Below are 26,030 nucleotides of genomic sequence, written 5' to 3' on the forward strand. Positions count from 1 at the left end.
TAATAAAATATATGAAAATTATAGAAATAAAAAAATCTAAATTTGTGCCTTATATTTTTGATATTAAAAATAAAGAAGATATCAAAGTAATTTTTAATAATTTAAAAGTTGAACATAAAAAATCAGCTCATATTGTATACGCTTATTTATTAAAAGAAAATAACAAAATTAGCGGTGGTTTTAATAATGATGGTGAACCATGCGGAGGAAGAAAAATTTATAATATCTTAGAAATTAAAAAATGTGAAAATAAAGCAATTTTTATTGTTAGATATTATGGAGGAATTAAGCTGGGTGCGTCCGGCCTAGATCGCGCTTTTATAAAAGCTGCAGCTTCATTATTTGAATAAAAAATCATGTCACTATGGACATGATTTTAGTATTACTTATAAAATTAATTTAATGTTGTTGTATTTAATGAACTAGGATTATGTTCATTTCTTTTTTGCATTTTCTTTTCTTTTAATTCAGAGTTAAGAATAAAACCAAACTGAATAGTATAAACAATAGTTGAAATTATTTGTCATACTAATCCACCGATAAAGCTTGGCATACCAGCTAAAAGTTTAACATCTTGAGTTCTTTGAGCATTAACAATATTTAATACGAAGAAAGTAATTCATCATGTATTGTTAATTAAGAAAAGTAATGGCATTCATGGGGTTAAACCTTTGAAATTCTTTTTCTTTAAAGAAATAATCAATTGAGGCATAAATGCCAATGTTGTAAATGCAGGAACAATTAAACCAACTGCTAATGAAGCTTGACCATTAAATGTTGGAATTAATCCGCCTTGTTCAGGATAAAATTTACCAGTGTGAATTTTTTGATATACAGTAACTGCAAATACACCAAACAATGCTAAGGCAAATAAATCACCTATTACAATTCCGATCACTGCGTTTCTTAATTGACCTTTCTTTTTATCCTTGTAATAGTAGTATAAATAAAACATAGTGAATGAATATACAGCTATACAAATAAAGTTAGCAATAAAAACATATCATCCGCTTTCATTTGAATTAAATACTCCAAATACCAATCAAGCTAAAATACCAGCAAAGAAAATTCAAAATGAAACGAAGTTTACTTTTCCTGTGTCTTTAGTTTTTCTCAATCTTAATAATTGAGGGAAACCTAAGCTTATTGTTGTTAGGGCGCCTAGTATCCCGAAAATTTGAATTGCTATTTCCATAATGCGTAAATTATACTTTATTTTATTAAAAGCCAGTCGTTTTTTATATATTTTATGCTAAAAATAAGATAAAAAAACACCCTAAGGTGTTAGTCATTTCTGAAATGGTGGCTCCGGCAGGAATCGAACCAGCGACACACGGAGCTTCAGTCCGTTGCTCTACCAACTGAGCTACAGAGCCATGGCGGTCCAGACGGGAATTGAACCCGCGATCTCTTCCGTGACAGGGAAGCGTATTAAACCACTTTACCACTGGACCGTGGTTGCGGAGATTGGATTCGAACCAATGACCTTTGGGTTATGAGCCCAACGAGCTGCCGACTGCTCTACTCCGCTATATATGGCGGGCAATGAGGGATTTGAACCCCCGCGGGCCGTGAAGCCCCTGGCAGTTTTCAAGACTGCTCCCTTCAGCCTCTTGGGTAATTGCCCATTGGTGGACCCAACAGGACTCGAACCTGTAACCGACCGGTTATGAGCCGGTTGCTCTAACCATTGAGCTATGGGTCCAAAGCTTGTTAGGCCGATTTTCATTTGGTAGCACCGAAGAGAGTCGAACTCTTGACCTTCCGGGTATGAACCGGACGCTCTAACCAACTGAGCTACAGTGCCATAATGGTGGAGAGGAAGGGACTCGAACCCTCTACCTCCTGCGTGCAAGGCAGGCGCTCTGGCCAGGTGAGCTACCCCCCCATAAATGGTGAAGAAGACAGGATTCGAACCTGCGACCGCTTGAGCCCAAGTCAAGTGCTCTACCAAGCTGAGCTACTTCTCCACACTACATTAACAACGAATGCTTAATTATTATATATAATTTTTTTAAAATATTTCAAAAAAAAATTAATTTTAAAATTCGTCAGAATTTCACACAAATTCGTAGTCACGAATTTTGATTGTATCGCCATCATTTACGCCGCTATCTTTAATTAAATCGAAAACTCCAAGCGCTTTTAATTTAGCATTAAACCTTCATAAGTTATCTAATGAAATAACCGGAATTTTCTCATAAACTTCATAAACATCATCACCTGATATTTCTCAAGTATCTGCATTTAATTTAGTAATTTCAATTGGTTTTTTATTTAACGTAATGACAACAACTTCTTTTTCTTCTGGTATTTCAACCAATTCTTTTTTAGCTAGTTCTAAAGAATTTCATAGTGCCTTTTTAATTTCGTCTAAATTATCTTCTAATAAAGCTGAGTAATCAATCAATTTAACATCTGGATAAACTTTTAAAAATTCTTCTTTATGCAATTCAAAAGCTTCTAGATCATTTTTATTAGCAATAACCACTTGAGGAAGTTTTTCTAATTTTAAATTATAATTTTTTAGTTCATTATTAATAATTTGATAGTCCTCAACAGGATTTTTTTCGATAGAACCAAAATCAATAATGTGAGCAATAACTTTGCAACGTTCAATATGTTTTAAAAATTGAATACCCAGTCCCCGACCTTCATGAGCTTTTTCAATCAATCCAGGTAAATCAGCAACTACAAAGCTATTTTCATAAAACTTAACTAAACCTAGTTGTGGAACTAGGGTTGTAAAATCATAATCGGCAATTTTAGGTTTGGCATTAGATATTTGTGATAATAAACTACTTTTACCAGCACTTGGTTTTCCAACAAACCCAACGTCAGCAAGAACTTTTAAAACAAGATGAAAATCAAATTTTTCGCCTTGTGTACCATTTTCGCAAATTCTTGGAGCGGTGTTACGGCTTGATTTAAAACGTGGATTACCTTTACCACCTTTACCACCTCTAGCAATTAGATATTTTTCTTCACTAATGACATCAGCAACAAGTTTATTATCTAAATAAACCATGGTACCCAACGGAACTTTAACAATTAAATCCTTACCATTGGCACCAAAAGCGTTTTTAGGTTTACCATTTTCTCCGGGTTCAGCAATAATTTTATTTTGATAGTAGAATGGTAAAAGAGTATTTTGCCCAGGATCACCTTGGAAATAAACATTACCACCATTACCGCCATCGCCGCCGTCTGGTCCACCTTTATCTACGTTAGCTTCACGTCTAAAACTGATAATACCATCGCCGCCTTTTCCGCCCTGTACATATACATTAACTTCATCAATAAATTTCATAATACTAATTTTAGCATTTTAAAATAAAAAACCAGAAAATTATTCTGGTTTAAAATAACAAATTTTTAGTTGATTTTTATTATTCGCATTTGCTTGCGCATGTATCGCCACAAATGCATTTTCCTTCAGCGATAGCTTTTTCTAATTCAGCTTTTTTAACTGAACATGTTGTGCATTCTAACATTTTTTTGCAACTGCAGTTGCATTCTGTTTTACATGACATATGTAATTCTCCTTTGTTTGATATATTTATTTAGTTTATTATTTCAAGCTAATTATATATCAAACAAGCAAGTTGTTAAAAGATTATTTAATTCTTGGAAATAAAATTTCTTTTACATCTAAAATCTTATTATCAAATTTTTCAAAATTAGTTAACTGAGATGCATCAATGTTTTCTTGTGCTAAAAATTCAAAAATCTTTGCACATTTATTTGGCATAACGATAGATAGCATAAAATTAATTGCGTATATACCTTGCAATAAAGTGTTTAAAACAACATTCAATCTTGATAAATTATCTTTTAATTTTCAAGGTTCATTTTTATCAATATATTCATTTAAGTGTTTAGAAAATTCAATTGCACGCTTCAAGGCTTTATCAGCTTTAAAATTGTCTAATGCTTCGCAATATTCTTGATAAGCTTGGTTAATTTCTTCTAAAATTTTTGTATCTATTTCTAATAAATTAGTTTTGTCATATTTAGTTCCGTTTGCAAATGATTGGTTGACCATCTTAACGGTTCTATTCAATAAATTACCAAAGTTATTAGATAAATCGGCATTTAAAACATTGACTAGTAAATCATAGCTAAATGTAAAGTCACTATCAATATTAACTTGTGAACTAAAGAAGTATTTAATTTCTTCAGCTCCGTAAGTTTGAATTAATGGAATAGGGTCAACTACATTGCCCTTAGATTTTGACATCTTACCTTCAGGTGTAATAATTCATGAATGAATTACTTCCTTGGTTGGTAATTTAAGGTCTAATGAGTGTAAAAATATTGGTCAATATATTGCATGAAAGCGGCTGATTTCACGAGCCAAGACATGAACCCTTTCATCTCCATTTAGTCAAAATTTATTATATTGGTCATCATTATCATTTAAATAACCAATTCCCGTCAAATAACTAAACAGAGCATCTAATCAAACATAAATAACATGCAAACGTTCGTCATTATATTGATTCAATTTAATTCCTCAATCAAATGAAACACGAGTAACTGATAAATCATCCAATCCTTTATCAATAAAATTATTCAATAATTCTTTTTCAGTTGAACGATTAGTTAGAAAATCGCCGCTAGTTTCAAAATATTGTTTTATTCATGGGGTAAACTTCGACATATTAAAAAAGTAACTTTCTTCTTCTACGTGTTGAAGTTCTTGCCCTGATACAGGGTGATAAAATTTATTGTCTTTAACAACTGCTTGGCTAGGCGTTAAAAACTCTTCATCAGATATTGAATATCATCCTTCATACTTCGCTTTATAAATATAACCTTTTTTAAGCATTTTGTCAAATACTAAAGCAACGGCTTTTTCATGATGTTTATTAGTTGTTCTAGAAAAAACATCATATTTAATGTCAAGTAGTTTTCATAAATCTTTGAATTTTTCTGCTTGATTGTCAACATAAGTTTGTGGATCTAAATTAGATTCAATTGCTTTCTTTTGTATTTTTTGACCGTGTTCATCAATACCTGTACTAAATAATGTTTCATAGCCTTGTTGTTTTTTATAGTTGCTATAAACTCAAGCTAATGTTGTTGTTAATAAATGTCCAATATGTAAATTACCACTAGGATAATAAATCGGTGTTGTAATGTAAAAAGTTTTCTTCTGCATATTATTCTCCTTTAACCTTAATAGGAATATAAAGTTTTTTAATTTCTTCACGATAACTATGATCATTTAGATCATCATAATGTAAATATAAATTAGGTTCGTAGTATGTTCCTCAGCCAGAATTAAATCTCGCTTCTACTAAGCAAAATTTTGGTAGCGAGCTAACTCTAGGATAAACTATTTGAATTCTTTTTGGCTCAAAGTTATATTTTCTTAATAAACAAATTAAATCCACATATCTCGCCATTGGTAAAACAATGGTCAAATAACCTTTTTGTTCAATGATTTTTGAAGATAATGAAATAAGTTGTTCTAAATTTAAATTAATTTCATGTGTTGCTAATTTTTGTTCGTGTGTGCCCGACATCCGCACCTGATTAAAGTTTTCGTTATAATATGGAGGATTTGCTACAATGCTATCAAATTTTTTTGCCAATTTATTGCCGCATTTATAGGCATATTCATTAGCCCATGATTTAAAATCAGCTTCAATAATATTAATTTGATTTTCTAAATTATTTAATTTAACATTTTTATTTGCTAATTCAACTGCTTTGGTTTGTATTTCAATTGCATCAATGTTAATTTTTTTTGAACGAGCCGCCATAAAAATTGACAAGGCGCCGTTATTAGTACCGACTTCTAATATATTTTTAACTTTTCGATTTAACGAAACAAAATTTCCTAATAAAATTGTGTCAACCGAATAATTAAACATTTCTTTGTCTTGATAAACAAAAAGATCGCCGGAATAACCTAAATTATTTTTGATTACACCTTTTTTCATGTTAGCCCTTTCTAATTAATAATTAATCTTATTAATTATATATTTTTAAATATAAAAAAATAGCCAAATGGCTATATTTTGTTCTCTGAAAACTGAATACGACTTTAATTTAGATTAACTTTATCTATAGAATTCACTATTAAACCTATCAATTTATTAGTACTGGTCAGCTGAATGCATTACTGCACTTACACCTCCAGCCTATCAACCTCATAGTCTATAAGGAATTTAAAAGGGAATACTCATCTTTGAGGGGGCTTCCCGCTTAGATGCTTTCAGCGGTTATCCCTGCCGCACTTGGCTACCCAGCTATGCTTCTGGCGAAACAACTGGCACACCATCGGTGCGTCCACTCCGGTCCTCTCGTACTAAGAGTAGCTCTCATCAATATTCCAACGCCCACATCAGATAGGAACCAAACTGTCTCACGACGTTTTGAACCCAGCTCGCGTACCGCTTTAATGGGCGAACAGCCCAACCCTTGGAACCGACTCCAGCTCCAGGATGCGATGAGCCGACATCGAGGTGCCAAACCTTCCCGTCGATGTGATCTCTTGGGAAAGATAAGCCTGTTATCCCCGGGGTAGCTTTTATCCGTTGAGCGACGGCCTTTCCACGAAGAACCGCCGGATCACTAAGTCCTGCTTTCGCACCTGCTCGACTTGTAGGTCTCGCAGTCAATCACACTTCTACCTTTATGCTCTAAGATACGGTTTCTGACCGTATTGAGTGTAACTTTGAACGCCTCCGTTACCCTTTAGGAGGCGACCGCCCCAGTCAAACTACCCACCACACACTGTCCTCTACCCGGATGACGGGTACAAGTTAGAAGTTCAACGTAACAAGGGTGGTATTTCAACGGCGACTCCACTTAGACTAGCGTCCAAGCATCACAGTCTCCCACCTATCCTACACATGTTAAATCAAACTCCAATATGAAGTTATAGTAAAGCTCCACGGGGTCTTTTCGTCTAGATGCGGGTCTCCGGCGTCTTCGCCGGAACCATAATTTCACCGAGTCTATTGTCGAGACAGTTAAGAGATAATTACTCCTTTCGTGCAGGTCAGTATTTAGCCGACAAGGAATTTCGCTACCTTAGGACCGTTATAGTTACGGCCGCCGTTCACCCGGGCTTCACATCAATGCTTCGCATAAGCTAACACCTTTGCTTAACCTTCGGGCACTGGGCAGGAGTCACCCCATATACATCATCTTACGATTTAGCATAGAGCTGTGTTTTTGATAAACAGTTCCCCCTTACTATTCACTGCGGCCCACTTTTTAGGGTGGGCATCCCTTCTTGCGAACTTACGGGATGAATTTGCAGAGTTCCTTGACAATAGTTTTCTCGCTCGCCTTAGAATACTCATCTTGGGGACGTGTGTCCGTTCTCGGTACGGGTTTCCATGAACTTAAGTTAGAAGCTTTTTTAAGAGGTATGGAATCATCCAATTCGCTACTTTGTCGCCATTTCACTATGCATCATAACTCCCGGTTACGCCGTGTGGATTTGCCTGCACGACCCAGTCATTATTTACCCCACAATCCAATAAGTGGTAGTACTATCCTCCCCCGTCACTCCATCACATTCATAGAAAGTACAGGAATATTAACCTGTTGTCCATCGGCTACGCCTTTCGGCCTCGTCTTAGGACCCGACTAACCCTGGGTGGACGAACCTTGCCCAGGAAACCTTCCCCAATAGGCGTCAGAGATTCTCACTCTGAATCGTTACTCATACCGGCATTCTCACTTGTAAGCGCTCCACCAGTCCTCACGGTCTAGCTTCAACGCCCTTACAACGCTCTCCTAACGCATTTTCATGCCCGTAGCTTCGGTATTGTGTTTTACTCCCGTTGAATTATCGGCACAGAGTCTCTCGACTAGTGAGCTATTACGCACTCTTTAAACGGTGGCTGCTTCTAAGCCAACATCCTAGCTGTTTAAGAAACTCCACAACCTTTCTGACTTAACACAATTTTGGGACCTTAGCTGACGATCTGGGTTGTTCCCCTCGCGTGCATCGACGTTATCACCGATGTACCGACTGCATAGTAATACATGATAGTATTCGGAGTTTGATTATAGTCAGTACGGCTAGGCGCCGCCATTCCATATTCAGTGCTCTACCCCCATCACTTAACACTACACGCTAGCCCTAAAGCTATTTCGGAGAGAACCAGCTATCTCCAAGTTCGATTGGAATTTCACCCCTACCCACAAGTCATCCGGGCACTTTTTAGCGTACTACGGTTCGGTCCTCCACTTAGTGTTACCTAAGTTTCAACCTGCTCATGGGTAGATCACCTGGTTTCGGGTCTATATCAACATACTAAAGCGCCCTATTCAGACTCGATTTCTCTACGGCTTCGCTTTAATCCACTTAACCTCGCATGCTGACATAACTCGCCGGTCCATTCTGCAAGATGTACGCCATCACCCATTAACGGGCTCTGACTAACTGTAAGTAATTGGTTTCAGAATCTATTTCACTCCCCTCCCGGGGTTCTTTTCACCTTTCCCTCACGGTACTAGTTCACTATCGGTGTCTGGTTAGTATTTAGCCTTACCGGGTGGTCCCGGCGGATTCAGACAGGGTTTCACGTGCCCCGCCCTACTCAGGATGCTACTTGAAGATTTACGCATTTCGCTTACGGGAATTTCACCCTCTATGTTTAAGCGTTCCAACTTATTCTGCTATACGTAAATTTTTTAACTTCATGTAAGTAGTCCTACAACCCCAACAACATGTGTTGGTTTAGGCTCTTCCCCGTTCGCTCGCCACTACTGAGGGAATCATTCTTTATTTTCTCTTCCTGCTGCTACTGAGATGTTTCAATTCACAGCGTGTCTCTTCATTCGACTATGAATTCATCGATATGATAATTGAGGATTAGCTCAATTAGGTTTCCCCATTCGGAAATCCCCGGATAACAGCTTATTTCCAGCTAACCGAGGCTTATCGCAGGTAATCACGTCCTTCATCGACTTCCAGACCCAAGGCATCCACCAAAAACTCTTATCTTGTTTAATAGTTGTTTCGTTATATTTGATTTGTTGTATGACCTATTGTTGTCTTTTATAAATATTCTATAGGTTGATCTAAACTTTGAAATATTAATTAATATATCAATGTCGATATTCAGTTTTCAAAGAACAAGTAGAGAGATAAATCTCTCAAAACTGGATACAAATATTATTCCATAACTAAGTGTACTCCGTAGAAAGGAGGTGATCCATCCCCACGTTCTCGTAGGGATACCTTGTTACGACTTCACCCCAGTCACCAGTCCTACCTTAGGCGGTCGCCTCCGAGGTTAGCAAACCGACTTTGGGTATTACCAGCTCCCATGGTGTGACGGGCGGTGTGTACAAGACCCGAGAACGTATTCACCGCAGCATAGCTGATCTGCGATTACTAGCGATTCCGACTTCATGGAGTCGAATTGCAGACTCCAATCCGAACTGAGATCGGCTTTTTGAGATTTGCTCCATGTCGCCATATTGCTTCTCTTTGTACCGACCATTGTAGCACGTGTGTAGCCCCACTCGTAAGAGGCATGATGATTTGACGTCATCCCCACCTTCCTCCCGGTTACCCGGGCAGTATCTCTAGAGTCCTCGACATGACTCGTTAGTAACTAAAGATAGGGGTTGCGCTCGTTGCAGGACTTGACCAAACATCTCACGACACGAGCTGACGACAACCATGCACCATCTGTCATTCCGTTAACCTCCACTATATCTCTATAGCTTTGCGGAAGATGTCAAGAGTGGGTAAGGTTCTCCGTGTATCTTCAAATTAAACCACATGCTCCACCGCTTGTGCGGGTCCCCGTCAATTCCTTTAAGTTTCACTCTTGCGAGCATACTACTCAGGCGGATCATTTAATGCGTTAGCTGCGTCAGTGAACTCTCCACCGACTAATGATCATCGTTTACGGCGTGGACTACCAGGGTATCTAATCCTGTTTGCTCCCCACGCTTTCGTCCCTCAGCGTCAGTATAGACCCAGTAAGCTGCCTTCGCCTTTGGTGTTCTTCCATATATCTACGCATTTCACCGCTTCACATGGAATTCCGCTTACCTCTATCTAACTCTAGTTTATCAGTATCCAAAGCGAGCCGGGGTTGAGCCCCGGGATTTGACTCCAGACTTAATAAACAGCCTACGAACGCTTTACGCCCAATAATTCCGGATAACGCTTGCGACCTATGTATTACCGCGGCTGCTGGCACATAGTTAGCCATCGCTTTCTGACAAGGTACCGTCAGCTCAAAGGCATTTCCTCCTCTGAGTGTTCTTCCCTTATAACAGCACTTTACAATCCGAAGACCTTCATCGTGCACGCTGTGTCGCTCCATCAAGCTTTCGCTCATTGTGGAATATTCCCTACTGCTGCCTCCCGTAGGAGTTTGGGCCGTATCTCAGTCCCAATGTGGCCGTTCAGTCTCTCGACCCGGCTAAACATCATAGTCTTGGTAGGCCATTACCCTACCAACTAACTAATGTTCCGCACCCTCATCCTTCAGCGGGGCTTTAAAGGCCCCTTTCACAACGGAATCATGCGATTCCATGCGTATCCGGCATTAGCCAATGTTTCCATTGGGTATTCCAATCTGAAGGGCAGATTAAGTACGTGTTACTCACCCATTCGCCGCTAGGTTTCCCGAAAGAAACCTCGCTCGACATGCATGTATTAGGCACACAGCCAGCGTTCATCCTGAGCCAGGATCAAACTCTTAAATAAGTTGATTGGTTTATGATTTTTTGTAAATTATTAAAATTGACGTTATGGTATTCGTATCCAGTTTTCAAAGAACTATCTCGTACACTCAAAAGGTACATTTAGTATTATACACATTTTTTTAATTGTGTAACAATTTTTATAAAAAATATTTTAAAGCATTACTTTAAGCCATTTTTTAAAAGATTATTAAATAAAAAAACAAGCTAAATTAAAAAATCCCGCTGATTATTCGCGGGATCTTCGATAATTTGGTTTATACTATTTGATTTTATCGTTTAAAGCGTTCTTTAATACTTTTTCGCCTTTGTAAAAACCACAGTATTTACATGCTTGATGTGGAATTATTTGTTGGTTACATTGTTTACATTCAACTAAAGTTGCTGCTGTTAATGCGTGGTGACTTCTTCTTAAATGTTTTCTTTGTTTAGAGGTTTTTCTCTTTGGAACTACTGCCATTTTTATCTCCTTTTGTTATAATTGTCTAATTCGTGATTTATTAACTAGATTACTAAACTAATTGGATAATAGCCATCTTAGCGTTGTCACCTTGACGATTTTGAACTTTAATAATTCTTGTGTAACCACCATTACGTGATTGATATTTTGGTGCTACTACATCAAATAAATATTGTAATGAGTCTTTACCTTGTACATTTGAAGGGATTAGTCTTAAAAATTTTGCTGCTTGTCTACGAGTTGCTAAAGTGTTCTTTTTACCTAAAGTAATCATTTTTTCTGCATTAGATCTAATTCTCTTAGCTCTTTCTAATGTAGTTTTTACTTGACCGTGAATTAATAGATCAGTAACTAATGATCTCTCCACATGGTTTCATCATTCAGTATTTCTGCGAAATAGTTGTTTTGGATTTGCCATTATTCTTCTCCTTCTTCATTAGTATCTGATTTAACTTCTTCTTCGCCTTCAGTTTCGATATTTTCTTCTTTAGAAGTTCATTCTTTTCTTCTATCAATAATATCTTGAACTGATTTTTTACCTAAGTTTTTAATATTAGATAATTCTTCGTCGCTTAATTTCATAATTTCATCAACAGTATTATATCCTGAACGTTTTAAGGCATTCAATGATCTAATAGTCAAGTTTAGTTTTTCAATTGAAACTGACATTTTTGGTGTTTTGTCTTTTGTTTCTTTATTTTCTTCAAATAATTGAATTGTTTCTAAAGCGTCGAAATTACCGATAATTTGGAAGTGTGCAACAATAATCTTTGCCGCTTGTTCTAAAGCTTCTTTTGATTGTATTGTACCATCTGTTTCAACGTGGATTTTTAAACGTTCTTCGATAGTTTTTGAAGAGCTATTTAAGTCTTCAACAGAAATGCCACATTTTTTAACAGGGCTAAAATCTGAATCGATTGCTAAAAATTGACCTTTTTTAATCTTACTTTCTAATTTTGGACCATATTCTGAGATAATCGATTTATTTTCTTCAAAATCAATATATCCACGCCCTGAACGCAAGAATAAATCAAATTCTAGCGAACCACCTTTTGAAATGGTAGCTATGTATTGATCTTTGTTAACAATTTCCAAACCTTGTGACTCGATTTGACTTGCGAAAACTTCGCCTTCTTCATTTGCTTTAAAAGAAACTTTAAATAAATTATCTTTGCCAAATAATTCTGGTTTATAAACGAAACGAATTTTTCTAATATTTGCAACTAAAGTAATCGCATCTTCTCTAATACCACTAATTGTTTGGAACTCATGCTCAACGTTATTAATTTTAATTGCAAATGGAGCCACTGATGTAATTGAAGATAATAAAGTTCTTCTAATTACGGTTCCAATAGTGTTACCAAAACCTCTCATTAAAGGTTCGATAACAAATGTTGTATTAAAGTCATTTGTCTTTTCAGCTACTAATTCTTTGTATGTTATTTTTTGGATTTTTTCCATACTTGTCTTCTCCTTAAATATTTTTATTTCTTAGTTTGATTATGCTCTTTTAAGAATTTTTTTTGGAGGACGAGTACCATTGTGTGGAGTAGGTGTTACGTCTTTTACTTCTCTAACTGTGAATCCACTGGTTTCAACAGCTTTTCTAGCGGTACTTTTTCCAGGACCTACACCTTTAACTAAAATAGAAACTTCTTTTAAACCAAATTCTTTAGCTTTTTCAACAGCTGCTTGAGCTGCTAAACCAGCTGCATATGGGGTTTTTTTCTTGGTACCTTTGTATCCGATAGCTCCTGATGAACTTCATGCAAATACATTACCTTTTAGATCTGAGAATGAAACAATAGTGTTTTGGTAAGTTGAATGAATGTGTGCAATCCCTTGGGTTACAACTTTTTTATTTTTCTTTGCCATTATTATTTACCTTTCTTTCCTGCTATTGTTTTTCTTGGACCTTTTCTTGTTCTAGCATTTTTCTTTGTTGATTGACCACGAACTGGAAGCCCTTTTCTGTGTCTAATACCACGGTATGATTTAATTTCCATTAAACGTTTAATATTTAAGTTAATTTCACGTTTTAAATCACCTTCTGTGGTGTATTTTTTAGCTTCATCTCTAATACGTGTTAATTCTTCTTCTGTTAATTCTTTAACTCTTTTTTCTCCATCAACATTAGCATCAGCTAAGATTTGAGCTGCTAATGTTTGACCGATACCAAAGATATAGGTTAAAGAAATACGAACTTTTTTATTATTTGGAATTTCAATGTTTAAAACTCTAGCCATATTAATTATCCTTGTCTTTGTTTGTGTTTAGGGTTAATGCAGATTACTCTATTAACACCATGTCTTTTTATAATTTTGCAATCCTTGCAAATACGTTTAATTGAAGCACGTACTTTCATTGTTTCTCCTTATTATTTATGTCTAAAAACAATTCTACCTTTTGTCATATCATAAGGACTTAACTCAACATCAACTTGATCACCCGGGATCATTTTAATATTATGAAATGACATTTTACCTGAAATAAAGGCTTTAATTGTAATACCGTTTTCTAATAAAACATCATAGTCCTTAGTTGAATGCATTTTGGTAATTTTGCCTGACATTTTGATTGCTTCTTTTGCCATTAAATATTATCTCCTGATAGAATGTATGCCTGATCATTATCAATTAATATTGTTTGTTCATAATGAGCAGTATTCAGATGGAATGGGTCATATACGGTTCAGCCATCTTCTTTAACTAGTACATTCTTTGATTTTTGTAATATCATCGGTTCAATGCAAATAACCATTCCATTTCTAATAATGGGACCCGTGTTAGGATTTCCATCATTAAATACATATGGATCTTCATGTAGTGACTTGCCTATACCATGACCGCAAAATTCATCAGGGGTATAATAACCTCTTTTTCTGATTAAATTTCCGATTGCGGCTGATATATCACCGATTCTTTTGCCGACTTTTATAGCATTAAAGCCAGCATAGAAAGCGTCTTTAGCTACCCTGATTAATTCTTCATCTTTTTTAGTTATATTTCCAACTCCCTTTGTAAAGGCCGAATCAGAATAATAACCTTCTCAAATAACTCCAGTATCGACTTTAATTATGTCACCGTCTTTAACGATGTAGTCGCTTGGAATTCCATGAATTAATTCGTCGTTGACAGAAATACAACATGTTCCAGGGAACCCGTATTGACCTAGAAACGCAGGTTTTCCGCCTCTTTTCCTTATTTCTTTAAAAGCGACGCTATCTATGTCTTTTAAAGAAACGCCTGGACTTATGAAGTCATACAGTATTGTTTTGACTTCTGCCAAGATAGCGCAGGCTTTTTTGATTTTTTCAATTTCAAATTGATTTTTGATTATAATCATCCTAAAGCCTTTTTAACGTCGCTATACACTTTTCCGAATTCTTGGTAGCTATTAATTTCTACTAGCATACCTTTTTCTCGATAATAATCTACTAAACGATGAGTTTGTTCTTCATAAACAGCTAAACGTCTAGAAATTACTTCGGGTTCATCATCGGCACGTTTTATAACTTCAGCGCCACATTTTGTACAGTATTTCCCATCATGTGGTGGATATGATTCCAAGTGGAAAATAGTCTTGCAAACTGAACAAATTCTACGTTTTGATAAACGATCAATAACTTGTTCTTTTGTTATTTTTAATAAAATAACCTTATCAATTTTAATACTTTTTTCTGATAATGTTTGCAAAAAGTCTGCTTGATCAATTGTACGTGGGAAACCATCTAAAATAAATGGTTTATTTTCGCTTACCAAATTAAATAATCTCGCTTCAACAAGACGATTAGTTAGAGAATCATCAACATACTTACCTGAATCTAAAATTGATTTAATTTCAAGTCCAATTTCTGTTTGATTTTTAATTTCTTGTCTAAACATATCGCCTGTAGATAATTGAAAGTAACCGAAGTCTTTAACCATTAAAGACGCAATAGAACCTTTGCCGGCTCCAGGTGCGCCTAAAAAGATTAAATTAGGTTTATTTAAATCGTATGATTCGTTAGCGAAATTACGTTCACACGATTCTTCTGAATGATCTATCATATTAAATCTTCTTCTTCCTCTCCGTACATTTCTTTTAACTCACGAATCATTCTTCTCTTTCTTGCTAATTCTTGTGATTTATATCTTGCTTTAATTTGTTGAACAGTTTCATAAGCGGTAGAAACCAAAATGATTATGCTAGTGCCTCCAAAAGCGATTGAGGCAGGCATTCCAAACATTTGTTGAACAAATTGTAAAATACCTAAAATAATTAAATAGCCTGATGAGAAAAATGATAAACGTAATACAACATTTAATAAGTAGTTCTCCGTTTGTTCACCTGGTCTAATACCTGGTATAAAAGTACTACTTTTTGCAAAATCTTCACTAATCTTATCGATTTTAGACTGTTGAATACCTAATAAAATTGTTAATCCAAAAGTTATTATTACAAATAAGAAAAATCCTAAAGGTTGAGTAAATTGTAAATTAGCATATACTCATTGATAATACTTACTTGTATTTGGATCTGTCATATTAGCAATCATAGTAGGAACTGAAAGTATCATCATAGCGAAAATTATACTCATCAATCCCGCCGGATTTGCTTTAATCGGTAAATAACTTAGCTCTTTTTCATTTTTAGAAAGACCAGCACCAACTTGTTGAATTGGAATGTGTCTTTCAGCTATAGTAAAGATAACAACAATAAATATTGTTAATAAATAAGCCAAAATGTATACACAATAATTAATTACTTCTTGTAAAACGATATTATTTTGTGCTGCAGATGGCATATAGAATTCGAATGCGTGTTTAAAGGTTGGAATTAATGCTGAAGCAATACCAACAAAAATAATTAAACTTGTTCCATTTCCCACACCCTTATTAGTTATTTGTTCACTTAAAAATAGTGTAAAAAATGATCCAGCAACTAAAATCATCGGTAAGATGAAATATTGATATGCTTTTGTTCCTTTTTCACCTAACATTTGAGTAAGTTCTGGTGAAAATCTAATTCCAAACCCTTGACGTGGGTTAATTAAAGCTTGTGTTATTAATAAAGCTTGTATAACCGCAAAAACAAATGTTGCACCATATGTTATAAAGTTAATTTTTATCCGACCTTGTGGTCCTGATTGACTTAATCTATGGATTGCTGGAAAGGCTTTTGTTTGCAATATCATCATAACTAAGCTTGATGATATAAATGGGCCAATCCCTAACGCAACAATGGAGAACTGTCTAAGTCCTCCACCGCCTACTAAGTTTAAAATTCCGAAGAAATCTCCTTGCGTTAATTTTTCGGGATTTGCTAAATTAACTCCAGGAATGGTTAATGTTCCTGCGGCTAGAAAAAGGGTAATAATGAACAAAGTGAAAAGTATCTTTTTAAAAAGATCATGGTTTTTTCATCAATCGTTCCATGTATTACGTTTATCTGAAAAGAATTTATCAATCGCTAATTTGCGTTCAATTCTTTCGGCTTCAACTTCCTTTTCTAACTTTGTTTTTTTAGCCATTATTTAACCTCGATTTTTCCTCCGACTTTTTCAATAGCTTCTTTTGCGGCTTGTGAAAGTGTAGGAATTTGTACATTAAGTTTTTTAGTTAAAGTACCTTTAGCTAAAATTTTAACTGGTAATGCACCTTTGATTAAATTTCTTTCTGCAAGTGTTTCATATGAAACTACTTCATTATTTAAGTAAACTCTTTCTAAATCTGAAAGGTTAACTACTTGATACTCAACGTGGTTAACATTATTAAATCCACGTTTTGGAATTCTTCTGAATAATGGTAATTGACCACCTTCAAACCCTAGTCTTACTGTGCTTCTTTTTGTTTGACCTGATTGTCCACGGCCCGCTTGTTTACCTTTACCAGCAGCATGACCACGACCAACACGATGTTTAGCTTTACGTGATCCTGGTGTAGCTTTTAAAGTATTTAATTGCATAATTATGCCTCCTTAAAAATTATTTAGATAATAAATGTTTAACGTCGATATCACGTAATTTAGCAATATCTTCAACTGTTCTAACTTTTTTAAGAGCTTTAATTGTAGCGTGAACAATGTTTTGTTTTGTTCTTGAACCGTATGTTTTGGTTGAAATATCTGTATAACCAGCTAATTCAACTACGGCACGAACTGTGTTAGAAGCGATGATCCCGGCACCTTTAGGAGCTGGACGTAATTGTACTCTTGAAGCTAGGAATTTTTCATGAATTTCATGAGGAATTGTTCCGTTAACTACTGGAACTGAGAAAACATTTTTTTGTGCGTCTTTAACTGCTTTTTTAATTGCATCTTGAACTTCGTTTGCTTTACCGTGACCAAAGCCTACTTTACCTTTTTTATCTCCAACTACAACATATGCAGAGAATGAGAATCTACGTCCGCCTTTAACAACTGTTGTTACACGAGCAATGTCGATAACTTTTTCTTCATATTGTTTAGGTTGAACTTCTCTTTTAACAAATTGTCTTGGTTTTCTTTCAACACGTTCTTTTGAAGCTTCGGTTGATTTACTTTCTTTACGTGAAGAAGCAGCAACTACTTTAGTAGCAGAAGCTTGTTCTTCAACATTCTTTTTCATTTCTTCAGCCATTAGAATTTAATCCCTTCTTCTCTTAATGTGTCGCAAAATGCAGCTAGTTTTCCATGGTAAATGTAACCTGAACGGTCAAAAACGATTTTTTCAATTTTTGCTTCTTTTAATTTAGCAGCAAATGCTTTAGCAACTAATTTAACACTTTCAATATTGTTTCCTCTTTGATTTTCTGCTAATTGTCTTGTTGATGAAGATGCTAAAGTGGTGTGAGTTAAATCATTAACAGCTTGTGCATAGAAATTGTGTAATGATTTAAATACAACAACACGAGGAGTAGATGCTGTACCTTTAGCTAATTTATTAGTAATTTTTAAATGTTTTGCTTTACGTTTTAAATTTCTTGATAACATAATCTATTTCTCCTTATAAAACTACTTAGCAGCAGTTTTTCCTTCTTTACGTCTAACAACTTCATCTTTGTACATAATACCTTTACCTGAATATGGACTTGGACGTCTAATATCACGTAAATTAGCAGCGAATTCACCAACAGCTTGCTTGTCAATACCTGAAATAACAATGTTGGTTGGTTTTGGAACTTCAACTTTTAAATTTGATGGTAATTCAACATTAACTGGGTGTGAATAACCAGCGATGATTTCAATTTCATTTCCCTTTAGAGTTGCTTTATAACCAACCCCTTTGATTTCGATTTCTTTTTTGTAACCTTCTGAAACACCAATTAGCATATTTTTAATATTTGCATTGGTTGTACCGTGTAACATTTTTGTTGTTTTTTCTTCATTTGTTCTTAGAGTTTTAATTTCGTTATTTTCAACTACAACTTTAATTAATGGTGAAAATGTATATTCTAATTGTCCTAATTTACCTTTTACAACAATGTGATTGTTATTTAATTCAATTTCAACGCCTGCAGGTATTGCTAAAATTCTTTTTCCAATTCTAGACATAATAATACCTATCAGATGAAAGCAACTACTTCGCCACCAACGTTAGCTTTTCTTGCTTCTTTATCTGTTAATAAACCTTTAGAAGTTGAAATGATTGCTGTACCGTATCCGCTTAAAACGCGTGGTAATTTTTCACTTGATGAATATACTTTAAGACCTGGTTTAGATACTCTTTTTAATCCTGAAATCGCTGATTGGTTTTGGTTCATTCCTTTGTATTTTAAAGTAACTTTCAATTGTTTGAATGGTTTACCTTCTTCAGATACAACTTCAAAGTTTGTAATGTAACCTTCACGTTTCATAATTTCTAAGATTCTTTCTTTTTTGTTTGAGTGAGGTAAAACTACTTCGTGGTATTTACGTGAAATAGCATTTCTCATTCTAACAAACATATCTGCAATAGGATCTATAATAATAGCCATAATTATCAGCTCGCTTTCTTTACACCTGGAATTTTTCCTTCGTGTGCTAATTCTCTAAAACAAATTCTACAAATTTTATATTTACGTAAAACTGCGTGAACACGTCCACAAATTTGGCAACGTGTGTATTTTCTAACTTCAAATTTAGGTTCACGTTCAGCTTTAACCATTAATGCTTTTCTTGCCATACTGGGTCTCCTTAGTTGTTGTTACCTTTAGCAAAAGGCATTCCTAAATGTTTTAATAATGCAAAAGCTTCTTTATTTGATTTTGCACTGGTTACAATGATAACGTCCATACCTTTTAATTTACGGATTTTATCGAATGAAATTTCTGGGAAAATGATTTCTTCTTTAATACCTAAGGCGTAGTTTCCACGTCCGTCAAAACTTTTTGTTGATGTTCCGTTAAAATCACGAACACGTGGTAGTGCAACATTTATTAATTTTGTTAAAAATGATCACATTTTTTCACGTCTTAAAGTAACTTTACCACCCATTGGCATACCTTCACGTAATTTTCATGATGCTAAAGATTTTTTAGCGGTAGTTTGGAATGGTTTTTGCCCTGTGATTTGGGCTAATTCAGTCATAACTTCTTCGATAGCTTTTGAGTTTGAAACTTCGTTACCAGCAGTCATATTGATAACGATTTTTTCTAGTTTAGGAGCTTGCATTACACTGGTGTAACCAAATTCTTTAACTAGCGCTGGACGAATTTCTTCTAAATATTTTTTCTCTAATGCTAATTTTTCAGTTTTTGCCATAATAATTTATCTCCTAATATTAAGCTGTGATTGTTTTATTCACTTTTCTCATGAATCTTTGTTTCTTACCTGATTTGCTATCTAATTTTCAACCAATTTTTGTTCCAATTGAATGTTGACCTTCAGCACCTTTTTTAGCTAAATAAGCAACGTTTGAAACATGGATTGGAAATTCTTTTCTTTCGATTTTTCCTTCAGTATTTTCTTGTGAAGGTTTATGGTGTTTGGTTTTCATGTTAACTTCTTTTAAGATAACAGTTTGATTCTTTGTGTTTGTTGATAATACAGATGCAAATTTACCTTTATCTTTACCAGCAATAATTAAAACCATATCATTTTTTCTAATTTTAGCTTGAGCCATAATTATAAAACCTCCGGAGCTAATGAAATAACTTTTAAGTAACCTTTATCACGTAATTCACGAGCAACTGGACCAAATACCCGAGTTCCTCTTAGTGAACCATCTTCTTTAATTAAAACAACTGCGTTGTCATCAAATCTGATGTATGAACCATTTTCACGAGCTAATCCACGTTTTGTTCTAACGATAACAGCTTTAACAACTTGACCTTCTTTAACCATACCATTAGGAATAGCTTTTTTAACTGTTACAACAACTACATCACCAATGTTTGTTGATTTAACAATTGAGCCACCTAAATTTTTAATGATCATAACTTCTTTTGCACCTGAGTTATCAGCTACATTACATCTTGAAAATTCACTAAGCATTTTCATTTCCTCCAACAGCGTGAGATTTAATTTCTACTAATCTAAAGTGTTTTGTTTTTGAAAGAGGTCTTGTTTCTTGAATTTTAACAACATCTCCAACTTTAGCTTCATTTCTTTCGTCATGAACAGCAAACTTTTTAGATTTTTTGAAACGTTTTGAGTATAATGGGTGTTTTTCGTATGTTTCAACTACTACAGTTACAGTTTTATCATTTTTTGTAGAAACAACTGTACCAACTAGAGTTTTACGACGATTTTCTCTTACTTGTGATTCCATTATTTATCTCCTTCTGTTTTTTTAGCATTTAAAGCGGTTAATGTTCTAGCAATATCTTTTTTAACTAATTGGATTTTGTGAACTTGGTCTAATTGACGTGTTGCGTTTTTAAAACGTAATGAAAATAATTCGGCTTTTAATTCAGCTAACAATGTTTGTAATTCTTTAACTGATTTTTCTTTTAATTCTGAGTAAGACATATTATAAAGCCTCCTTGTTTGTTGATTCGGTTACTTCTTTAGATACTATTTTTCAAGTAACTGGTAATTTGTGTCCGCCTAATCTTAAAGCGTCTTTCATGGTTTCAACTGTATTTCCCATAACTTCGAACATAACTGTTCCTTCTTTAACAACTGCGAATCATGCATCAGGTGAACCTTTACCTGAACCCATACGAACACCAATAGGTTTACTTGTTTTTGACATGTGTGGGAAAATTTTAATAATAACTTTTCCTTCACGACCCATACGACGTGTAATAGCAATACGGGCAGCTTCAATTTGACGAGCACTAATTCAATTTGAACTAGTTGATTTTAATCCGAATTCTCCAAATGAAACTGTATTATTTCTGTGAGCCTTTACCTTGTCATGACGGATACGGAACATTTTTCTGTGTTTAGTTCTTTTTGGTTGAAGCATGTCTTTCACCGCCCTTTCTTGGTTTTCTTTCTCTTGCTTTTTCTTCAAAAGCGTTTTCTTGATTTTCACCTAAGATTTCTCCTAGTGAAACTCAAACTTTAACACCTAGAATACCGTAAGTGGTTTTAGCTGTTGTAACAGCGTAATCTACATCTTGTCTTAAAGTATGTAATTTCATTTCACCTTCAGTATATCCTTCGGTTCTAGCCATATCAACACCGTTTAGACGGCCTGATACTGAGGTTTTAATACCTTTTGCTCCTGCTTTCATTGCACTTTTAATTGCAAATTTTTGAGCTAATCTGAAGCTTCCACGGTTTTCTAATTTAACCGCAATACCTTCGGCTAATAATCTAGCATTTAGATCTGGGTTTTTTAATTCGATAACTTCGATTGTGATGTTTGCGTTTTTGTTTCTAATAGCTTTTTTAAGTTCGTTGGTTAATAATTTAACATTTTCACCATTTGTTCCTAAAAATGCTGCTGGTTTAGCTGTGTAAATATAAACGATAATGTGTCCAGATTGATCTCTTTTTAATTGAACATTTCCAATTTGATATTCACGAACTTTTTTATCAAAGAAGTCGTAAATTTTTTGATCTTCTAATAGTAAAGTAGAAAAATCTTTTTTATCTGCGTATCAAGTTGTGTTGTGGTTTTTTGTAATACCGTAACGGAATCCATTTGGATTAACTTTTTGACCCATTATTTATCTCCTTTACTTAATAATTCAGCTGCTTCTTCAACTGAAGGTAATTCAGATACTTCAATGTAGAAGTGGCTTGTTCTTTTTAAAATTGAATATGCTCTACCTTGTGAGTGAGGTTGGAATCTTTTTAAAGTAGGTCCGTCATTAACAAGAATTTTTGTAACGTAAAGTTTTGTTGCATCAAGTCCAGCGTTATTTGTTGCGTTAGCAATCGCTGAATGTAGAAGTTTAAGGATAATTTCTGAAGCTTTTTTGTTGGTTGTTTGTAAAATCACTAATGCTTGTGTTGTAGATTTGTAACGAATTAAATCAGCTACTAATCTTGCTTTTCTTGGGCTAATTCTTTGCATCTTAACTGATGCGTGAACTGTTTTATCTAATAATGCCATAACTATTTTTTACCTTTATCAGCACCGTGACCGTTGAATGTTCTTGTAGGTGAAAATTCGCCTAATTTGTGTCCTACCATGTCGTTTGTAACAAAAACATCGATAAATGCATGTCCGTTGTGAACTTGGAAGGTTAAACCAATAAATTCTGGGTAAATTGTTGAACGTCTTGATCAAGTTTTGATTGGACGTTTTGGTGCTTTATTTTCAATAATAGCCACAACTTTTTTCATTAAGTGATCATCAACAAATGGAGCTTTTTTTAGTGAACGTGCCATTATTTATTTTCCTTTCTTCTTCTAATAATAAATTGATTTGATGCTTTCTTAGTTGCTCTTGTTTTAACTCCAAGTGCTTTCTTACCTCATGGAGTCATTGGACTTTTTCTACCGATAGGTTGTCTACCTTCACCACCACCATGAGGGTGATCATTAGGGTTCATAGCAGAACCACGAACGGTAGGTCTGATTCCTCTTAATCTGTTTCTTCCGGCTTTACCAATATTTACTAGTGAGTGTTCTTCGTTACCAACTTCACCGATTGTTGCACGGCAAACACCTAAAACTTTTCTAACTTCGTTAGATTTTAATTTTAGAATTACATATCTTCCTGATTCGTCTTTACCTAAGATTTGAGCAGACGCACCAGCTGATCTAGCGATGATTCCACCTTGTTTAGGTTGTAATTCTATATTGTGAACAAGTGTACCTTCTGGCATGTTTTTTAGAGGCATGTGGTTACCTGGTTGGATATCAACATTTTCCCCTGATAAAATAACTTGTCCTACTTTAATACCCTTAGGGCTGATAATATATCTTTTTTCACCATCAGCATAAGCAACTAATGAAATATTTGCAGATCTATTTGGATCGTATTCAATAGTTTTAACTACTGCTGGAATATCGTCTTTGTATCTTTTGAAGTCTACAATACGGTAGAATCTTTTTAATCTACCACCGTGGTGACGAGTTGTGATTTTTCCTTGATTATTTCTTCCTGAATGTGTTGGAAGAGCTACTAATAATGATTTTTCTGGAGCGTGACCAGTTAAGTTAGCTTGATAATCAAGAGAAGACATATTACGGCGACCATTGGTATATGCTTTAAACTTTTTAATAGCCATAATGTTTCTCCGTTTCTTAAAAATATTGTTTTCTTTTAAGATTATTATTTATTGATTTTTAAATTAATCTTATAGTTTATGCAAGATTAATTATTTGGTTTCTTTAGCTTTCTTTTCAGCTGCTTTTTTAATTTTTTCAGCTGCTTTTAATTCAGCTTCTGAAACTTCTTTTTCTGCTTTAGCTTCAGCTTTTTTAGCTTCTTCAGTAGCTTTTAAAGCATCTTTTGCCTCATCAGCAAATAAAACGATCTTAGATTCTTTATCTAGATATACGACAGCTTTTTTAACTGCGTTTTTAAAACCAGAAAATCTTCCTAATCTAGCTGGTTTTTTATCATAGTTAATGATATTTACTTTTAAAACTTTAACATCAAAAATAAATTCAACTGCTTTTCTAACTTCAATTTTGTTTGTACGTTTATCAACAACAAATGTATATACGTTTTGTTCTGCTCTAGCGATTTCTGATTTTTCAGTTAATACTGGATATTTAATAACTTCATTAATATTCATTATTTTGCCAACCCTTCTAGAACTTTAATATCATTTTCGCTAATTACTAATACATCAGCTGCTAATAAAGCTTCAACAGATAAACTTGTAACTTTTGTAACATGAACGTTTGGTAAGTTTCTTGCTGAAGTAAATACTGTTTCATTTGAAGAAACTAATAAAACGTTGTTTACATTTACTAATTCATCTTTTGCTAATTCTGTTAATAAAGCTCTTGTTGAAATTTTTTCTAATGCGTATTCTTTAACTAATACAGCCTTGTCGTTTGCTAATAAAGTTAATGCTGATAATAATGCATTTCTTCTAGCTTTTTTATTGATTTTTAGATTGTAGTTTCTTTCAGTTGTAGGACCGAATACTTTACCACCACCAACAAAAATAGGTGATCTTAAAGAACCTGTACGTGCATTACCAGTGTGTTTTTGTGCTCATGGTTTTTTACCTGAACCACTAACTTCTCCACGGGTTTTTGTTTTGTGGGTAGCTAAACGTTTAGAACCTCTTTCTGATAAAATTGCATCAAAAATTGCTTGGCTATAAACTTTTTCTAATCCGAATACTGATTTTGGTAAGTTTGTTGTATTGAATAGTGGGTGTTTTGCGTTATCTTTTTTAACACTTGGAGTTTTAACTTTTGGAGTTGCTTTATCTACTAAATTTTCTTTTTCGATAAATTCAATAGCTTTAGTGTTTTCAACTTTGTTTTCGCTTACTTTCGAAACGATAACTTTTGCTTTTGCTAAATCAACTGATCCACGGTATGCTCCATCACGGTGGAATCATACTCTTGTATCGTTTTTACTTTTTTCACTAACTTTGATAAATTCGCCAACAGCTTCTAAAAAGTTTGCAAAATTTCCAGAAATTTTTTGGTTAGCTTTCTTAAAGTTAAATGAAATGTTTCTATCTGCATCAAATTTTTCAGAAATATAGTATTTTTCTAATGTTGATTTTGTAGCCATTATTTATTTTCTCCTTCTGATTTAGCAATTGCTTCGTCTAATGCAGCTTTCATTTCTTTTAATGACATTTCCATGTTTAATTCTAGGTTGTATTTTTTAGCAAGTTCAAAAATTTCATTTTTAGCTAAAGCTTCTTTTAAGTTTAGAAGTTTAATTGCTTCTTTCTTTTGAGATGATTTTTTAGCGTTTTTAATTACTAATAAAGCACCTTTAGCTCCTGGTACACTACCTTTGATTAATAAAAGATTATTTTCCACATCTTCTTTAACAACTTCTAAGTTTTGAATGGTAACTTGTTCGTGGCCTAAATGACCAGGCATTGTCATACCTTTTCAAACTCTGTTTCCAGAAATATCTCCTAAAGAACCGGTTTGTCTAATAGGTTGTGAACCACCACCACCACCGTGAGATTTAGGACCAATGTGTTGGTTTCATCTCTTAATGGTTCCGGCAAATCCTTTACCCTTAGAGATAGCTGTAACATCAACGATGTCTCCAGCTTCAAATAATGAAGCATCTACAGTATCACCTAAGTTAAATCCAGACATATCACGGATTTCTTTAACGAAGCGCTTAGGTGTTGTGTTTGCTTGTTTGAAATAGTTAATTTCAGGTTTTTTAACTTGTGAATTTTTCTTATCTTCTACAGATAGTTGTGTTGCAACGTATCCATTTTTTTCTGAAGTAAGAACTTTAGTAACAACATTTGGTTTAACTTCAACTACTGTAACAGGAATTAATTTACCTTCAGCTGTGAATAGTTGAGTCATTCCAACTTTTCTTCCTAAGATTCCTTTCATGATTTTCCTTTCTAAAATATTATTT

General features: G+C 34.4%; 34 protein-coding genes, 8 tRNA genes and 2 rRNA genes. 1 reads left to right on the forward strand and 43 read right to left on the reverse strand.

Features of this window, described 5'->3' with window-relative positions; genetic code table 4:
* The first annotated feature begins 11 nt into the window (after positions 1 to 11).
* Complete coding sequence (locus tag AB5V95_RS01570) at positions 12 to 350, forward strand: YigZ family protein (RefSeq protein WP_027122645.1); 339 nt, start codon at positions 12 to 14, stop codon at positions 348 to 350.
* Between the two features lie 44 nt (positions 351 to 394).
* Here the strand turns inward: AB5V95_RS01570 and AB5V95_RS01575 are convergent, their stop codons facing one another.
* The 43 genes from AB5V95_RS01575 to rplC form a co-directional block, all read right to left on the reverse strand.
* A complete protein-coding gene (locus tag AB5V95_RS01575) occupies positions 395 to 1,195 on the reverse strand; it encodes a PQ-loop domain-containing transporter (protein WP_369085676.1) in 801 nt (266 codons plus the stop codon).
* Between the two features lie 105 nt (positions 1,196 to 1,300).
* A tRNA-Phe gene (locus AB5V95_RS01580) sits at positions 1,301 to 1,376 on the reverse strand.
* Position 1,377: 1 nt separating this feature from the next.
* Positions 1,378 to 1,454, reverse strand: a tRNA-Asp gene (locus AB5V95_RS01585).
* Position 1,455: 1 nt separating this feature from the next.
* Positions 1,456 to 1,531 (reverse strand) — tRNA-Met (locus tag AB5V95_RS01590).
* A 5-nt stretch (positions 1,532 to 1,536) separates the two neighbouring features.
* Positions 1,537 to 1,627, reverse strand: a tRNA-Ser gene (locus AB5V95_RS01595).
* A 2-nt stretch (positions 1,628 to 1,629) separates the two neighbouring features.
* Positions 1,630 to 1,705 (reverse strand) — tRNA-Ile (locus AB5V95_RS01600).
* A gap of 25 nt (positions 1,706 to 1,730) precedes the next feature.
* Positions 1,731 to 1,807, reverse strand: a tRNA-Met gene (locus AB5V95_RS01605).
* Positions 1,808 to 1,811: 4 nt separating this feature from the next.
* Positions 1,812 to 1,888 (reverse strand) — tRNA-Ala (locus AB5V95_RS01610).
* A gap of 5 nt (positions 1,889 to 1,893) precedes the next feature.
* Positions 1,894 to 1,970 (reverse strand) — tRNA-Pro (locus AB5V95_RS01615).
* Positions 1,971 to 2,041: 71 nt separating this feature from the next.
* Positions 2,042 to 3,310, reverse strand: a complete 1,269-nt coding sequence (obgE, locus tag AB5V95_RS01620) for a GTPase ObgE (protein ID WP_369085677.1) — start codon at positions 3,308 to 3,310, stop codon at positions 2,042 to 2,044.
* Between the two features lie 306 nt (positions 3,311 to 3,616).
* The gene (metG, locus tag AB5V95_RS01625; protein WP_369085678.1) at positions 3,617 to 5,164 is read right to left on the reverse strand and encodes a methionine--tRNA ligase; all 1,548 of its coding nucleotides are present in this window, start codon (positions 5,162 to 5,164) and stop codon (positions 3,617 to 3,619) included.
* A 1-nt stretch (position 5,165) separates the two neighbouring features.
* Positions 5,166 to 5,951 carry a tRNA1(Val) (adenine(37)-N6)-methyltransferase gene (locus AB5V95_RS01630; RefSeq protein WP_369085679.1) on the reverse strand — a complete coding sequence of 262 codons (786 nt, stop codon included), beginning with the start codon at positions 5,949 to 5,951 and terminating at the stop codon, positions 5,166 to 5,168.
* A 135-nt stretch (positions 5,952 to 6,086) separates the two neighbouring features.
* Positions 6,087 to 8,986: ribosomal RNA gene (locus AB5V95_RS01635) — 23S ribosomal RNA — on the reverse strand.
* Positions 8,987 to 9,176: 190 nt separating this feature from the next.
* Positions 9,177 to 10,702 (reverse strand): 16S ribosomal RNA (locus tag AB5V95_RS01640).
* The 16S and 23S rRNA genes sit together here, the layout of an rRNA operon.
* Positions 10,703 to 10,960: 258 nt before the next feature.
* Positions 10,961 to 11,158 carry a 50S ribosomal protein L32 gene (gene rpmF, locus AB5V95_RS01645; protein ID WP_027122869.1) on the reverse strand — a complete coding sequence of 66 codons (198 nt, stop codon included), beginning with the start codon at positions 11,156 to 11,158 and terminating at the stop codon, positions 10,961 to 10,963.
* Between the two features lie 52 nt (positions 11,159 to 11,210).
* Positions 11,211 to 11,576: a 50S ribosomal protein L17 gene (rplQ, locus tag AB5V95_RS01650; RefSeq protein ID WP_369085680.1), complete on the reverse strand. Its 366-nt coding sequence runs from the start codon at positions 11,574 to 11,576 to the stop codon at positions 11,211 to 11,213.
* On the reverse strand, positions 11,576 to 12,619 hold the full coding sequence (locus tag AB5V95_RS01655; RefSeq protein ID WP_369085681.1) for a DNA-directed RNA polymerase subunit alpha: 1,044 nt from the start codon (positions 12,617 to 12,619) through the stop codon (positions 11,576 to 11,578). The genes rplQ and AB5V95_RS01655 overlap by 1 nt, the downstream gene beginning before the upstream one ends.
* Before the next feature lie 39 nt (positions 12,620 to 12,658).
* Entirely contained in the window at positions 12,659 to 13,033 is a 375-nt protein-coding gene (rpsK, locus tag AB5V95_RS01660; protein WP_369085682.1) for a 30S ribosomal protein S11, read from the reverse strand.
* 2 nt (positions 13,034 to 13,035) lie between these two features.
* Positions 13,036 to 13,404: a 30S ribosomal protein S13 gene (rpsM, locus tag AB5V95_RS01665; RefSeq protein ID WP_027122873.1), complete on the reverse strand. Its 369-nt coding sequence runs from the start codon at positions 13,402 to 13,404 to the stop codon at positions 13,036 to 13,038.
* Positions 13,405 to 13,409: 5 nt separating this feature from the next.
* On the reverse strand, positions 13,410 to 13,523 hold the full coding sequence (gene rpmJ, locus AB5V95_RS01670; RefSeq protein WP_002881082.1) for a 50S ribosomal protein L36: 114 nt from the start codon (positions 13,521 to 13,523) through the stop codon (positions 13,410 to 13,412).
* A 12-nt stretch (positions 13,524 to 13,535) separates the two neighbouring features.
* Positions 13,536 to 13,751 carry a translation initiation factor IF-1 gene (gene infA / locus AB5V95_RS01675; protein WP_027122874.1) on the reverse strand — a complete coding sequence of 72 codons (216 nt, stop codon included), beginning with the start codon at positions 13,749 to 13,751 and terminating at the stop codon, positions 13,536 to 13,538.
* Positions 13,751 to 14,503, reverse strand: coding sequence for a type I methionyl aminopeptidase (gene map / locus AB5V95_RS01680; protein WP_027122875.1), 753 nt, complete (start codon positions 14,501 to 14,503; stop codon positions 13,751 to 13,753). Before map ends, infA begins: the two co-directional genes overlap by 1 nt.
* Positions 14,494 to 15,207 carry an adenylate kinase gene (locus AB5V95_RS01685; RefSeq protein ID WP_369085683.1) on the reverse strand — a complete coding sequence of 238 codons (714 nt, stop codon included), beginning with the start codon at positions 15,205 to 15,207 and terminating at the stop codon, positions 14,494 to 14,496. Before AB5V95_RS01685 ends, map begins: the two co-directional genes overlap by 10 nt.
* Positions 15,201 to 16,670 (reverse strand): preprotein translocase subunit SecY, encoded by a 1,470-nt coding sequence (gene secY / locus AB5V95_RS01690; RefSeq protein ID WP_027122877.1) that lies wholly within the window; start codon positions 16,668 to 16,670, stop codon positions 15,201 to 15,203. The genes AB5V95_RS01685 and secY overlap by 7 nt, the downstream gene beginning before the upstream one ends.
* Positions 16,670 to 17,104 (reverse strand): 50S ribosomal protein L15, encoded by a 435-nt coding sequence (gene rplO / locus AB5V95_RS01695; protein WP_369085684.1) that lies wholly within the window; start codon positions 17,102 to 17,104, stop codon positions 16,670 to 16,672. The genes secY and rplO overlap by 1 nt, the downstream gene beginning before the upstream one ends.
* A 19-nt stretch (positions 17,105 to 17,123) precedes the next feature.
* The gene (gene rpsE, locus AB5V95_RS01700) at positions 17,124 to 17,756 is read right to left on the reverse strand and encodes a 30S ribosomal protein S5 (RefSeq protein ID WP_027122879.1); all 633 of its coding nucleotides are present in this window, start codon (positions 17,754 to 17,756) and stop codon (positions 17,124 to 17,126) included.
* The gene (rplR, locus tag AB5V95_RS01705; RefSeq protein ID WP_027122880.1) at positions 17,756 to 18,109 is read right to left on the reverse strand and encodes a 50S ribosomal protein L18; all 354 of its coding nucleotides are present in this window, start codon (positions 18,107 to 18,109) and stop codon (positions 17,756 to 17,758) included. Before rplR ends, rpsE begins: the two co-directional genes overlap by 1 nt.
* Positions 18,110 to 18,130: 21 nt before the next feature.
* On the reverse strand, positions 18,131 to 18,670 hold the full coding sequence (gene rplF / locus AB5V95_RS01710; protein ID WP_027122881.1) for a 50S ribosomal protein L6: 540 nt from the start codon (positions 18,668 to 18,670) through the stop codon (positions 18,131 to 18,133).
* 8 nt (positions 18,671 to 18,678) lie between these two features.
* On the reverse strand, positions 18,679 to 19,092 hold the full coding sequence (rpsH, locus tag AB5V95_RS01715) for a 30S ribosomal protein S8 (protein ID WP_036476098.1): 414 nt from the start codon (positions 19,090 to 19,092) through the stop codon (positions 18,679 to 18,681).
* Positions 19,093 to 19,094: 2 nt separating this feature from the next.
* On the reverse strand, positions 19,095 to 19,280 hold the full coding sequence (locus AB5V95_RS01720) for a type Z 30S ribosomal protein S14 (RefSeq protein ID WP_140914895.1): 186 nt from the start codon (positions 19,278 to 19,280) through the stop codon (positions 19,095 to 19,097).
* Between the two features lie 11 nt (positions 19,281 to 19,291).
* Positions 19,292 to 19,858: a 50S ribosomal protein L5 gene (rplE, locus tag AB5V95_RS01725; protein ID WP_036476102.1), complete on the reverse strand. Its 567-nt coding sequence runs from the start codon at positions 19,856 to 19,858 to the stop codon at positions 19,292 to 19,294.
* Between the two features lie 19 nt (positions 19,859 to 19,877).
* On the reverse strand, positions 19,878 to 20,219 hold the full coding sequence (rplX, locus tag AB5V95_RS01730) for a 50S ribosomal protein L24 (RefSeq protein WP_027122885.1): 342 nt from the start codon (positions 20,217 to 20,219) through the stop codon (positions 19,878 to 19,880).
* A gap of 2 nt (positions 20,220 to 20,221) precedes the next feature.
* On the reverse strand, positions 20,222 to 20,590 hold the full coding sequence (gene rplN / locus AB5V95_RS01735) for a 50S ribosomal protein L14 (protein WP_027122886.1): 369 nt from the start codon (positions 20,588 to 20,590) through the stop codon (positions 20,222 to 20,224).
* Positions 20,583 to 20,867 carry a 30S ribosomal protein S17 gene (gene rpsQ, locus AB5V95_RS01740; RefSeq protein WP_027122887.1) on the reverse strand — a complete coding sequence of 95 codons (285 nt, stop codon included), beginning with the start codon at positions 20,865 to 20,867 and terminating at the stop codon, positions 20,583 to 20,585. Before rpsQ ends, rplN begins: the two co-directional genes overlap by 8 nt.
* Positions 20,867 to 21,067, reverse strand: coding sequence for a 50S ribosomal protein L29 (gene rpmC, locus AB5V95_RS01745; protein WP_027122888.1), 201 nt, complete (start codon positions 21,065 to 21,067; stop codon positions 20,867 to 20,869). Before rpmC ends, rpsQ begins: the two co-directional genes overlap by 1 nt.
* A gap of 1 nt (position 21,068) precedes the next feature.
* On the reverse strand, positions 21,069 to 21,509 hold the full coding sequence (gene rplP / locus AB5V95_RS01750) for a 50S ribosomal protein L16 (protein ID WP_027122889.1): 441 nt from the start codon (positions 21,507 to 21,509) through the stop codon (positions 21,069 to 21,071).
* On the reverse strand, positions 21,487 to 22,215 hold the full coding sequence (gene rpsC / locus AB5V95_RS01755; protein ID WP_369085685.1) for a 30S ribosomal protein S3: 729 nt from the start codon (positions 22,213 to 22,215) through the stop codon (positions 21,487 to 21,489). Before rpsC ends, rplP begins: the two co-directional genes overlap by 23 nt.
* Positions 22,215 to 22,607 (reverse strand): 50S ribosomal protein L22, encoded by a 393-nt coding sequence (gene rplV, locus AB5V95_RS01760; RefSeq protein WP_027122891.1) that lies wholly within the window; start codon positions 22,605 to 22,607, stop codon positions 22,215 to 22,217. The genes rpsC and rplV overlap by 1 nt, the downstream gene beginning before the upstream one ends.
* A gap of 2 nt (positions 22,608 to 22,609) precedes the next feature.
* Positions 22,610 to 22,885, reverse strand: a complete 276-nt coding sequence (rpsS, locus tag AB5V95_RS01765; protein ID WP_027122892.1) for a 30S ribosomal protein S19 — start codon at positions 22,883 to 22,885, stop codon at positions 22,610 to 22,612.
* Positions 22,885 to 23,730 (reverse strand): 50S ribosomal protein L2, encoded by an 846-nt coding sequence (gene rplB / locus AB5V95_RS01770; protein ID WP_027122893.1) that lies wholly within the window; start codon positions 23,728 to 23,730, stop codon positions 22,885 to 22,887. Before rplB ends, rpsS begins: the two co-directional genes overlap by 1 nt.
* Positions 23,731 to 23,820: 90 nt before the next feature.
* Positions 23,821 to 24,243: a 50S ribosomal protein L23 gene (rplW, locus tag AB5V95_RS01775; protein ID WP_027122894.1), complete on the reverse strand. Its 423-nt coding sequence runs from the start codon at positions 24,241 to 24,243 to the stop codon at positions 23,821 to 23,823.
* Entirely contained in the window at positions 24,243 to 25,205 is a 963-nt protein-coding gene (gene rplD, locus AB5V95_RS01780) for a 50S ribosomal protein L4 (protein WP_027122895.1), read from the reverse strand. The genes rplW and rplD overlap by 1 nt, the downstream gene beginning before the upstream one ends.
* Positions 25,205 to 26,005 carry a 50S ribosomal protein L3 gene (gene rplC, locus AB5V95_RS01785; protein ID WP_027122896.1) on the reverse strand — a complete coding sequence of 267 codons (801 nt, stop codon included), beginning with the start codon at positions 26,003 to 26,005 and terminating at the stop codon, positions 25,205 to 25,207. The genes rplD and rplC overlap by 1 nt, the downstream gene beginning before the upstream one ends.
* Between the last annotated feature and the right edge of the window lie 25 nt (positions 26,006 to 26,030).

The organism is Metamycoplasma spumans (assembly GCF_041026625.1).
GTDB lineage: Bacteria > Bacillota_I > Bacilli_A > Mycoplasmatales > Metamycoplasmataceae > Metamycoplasma > Metamycoplasma spumans.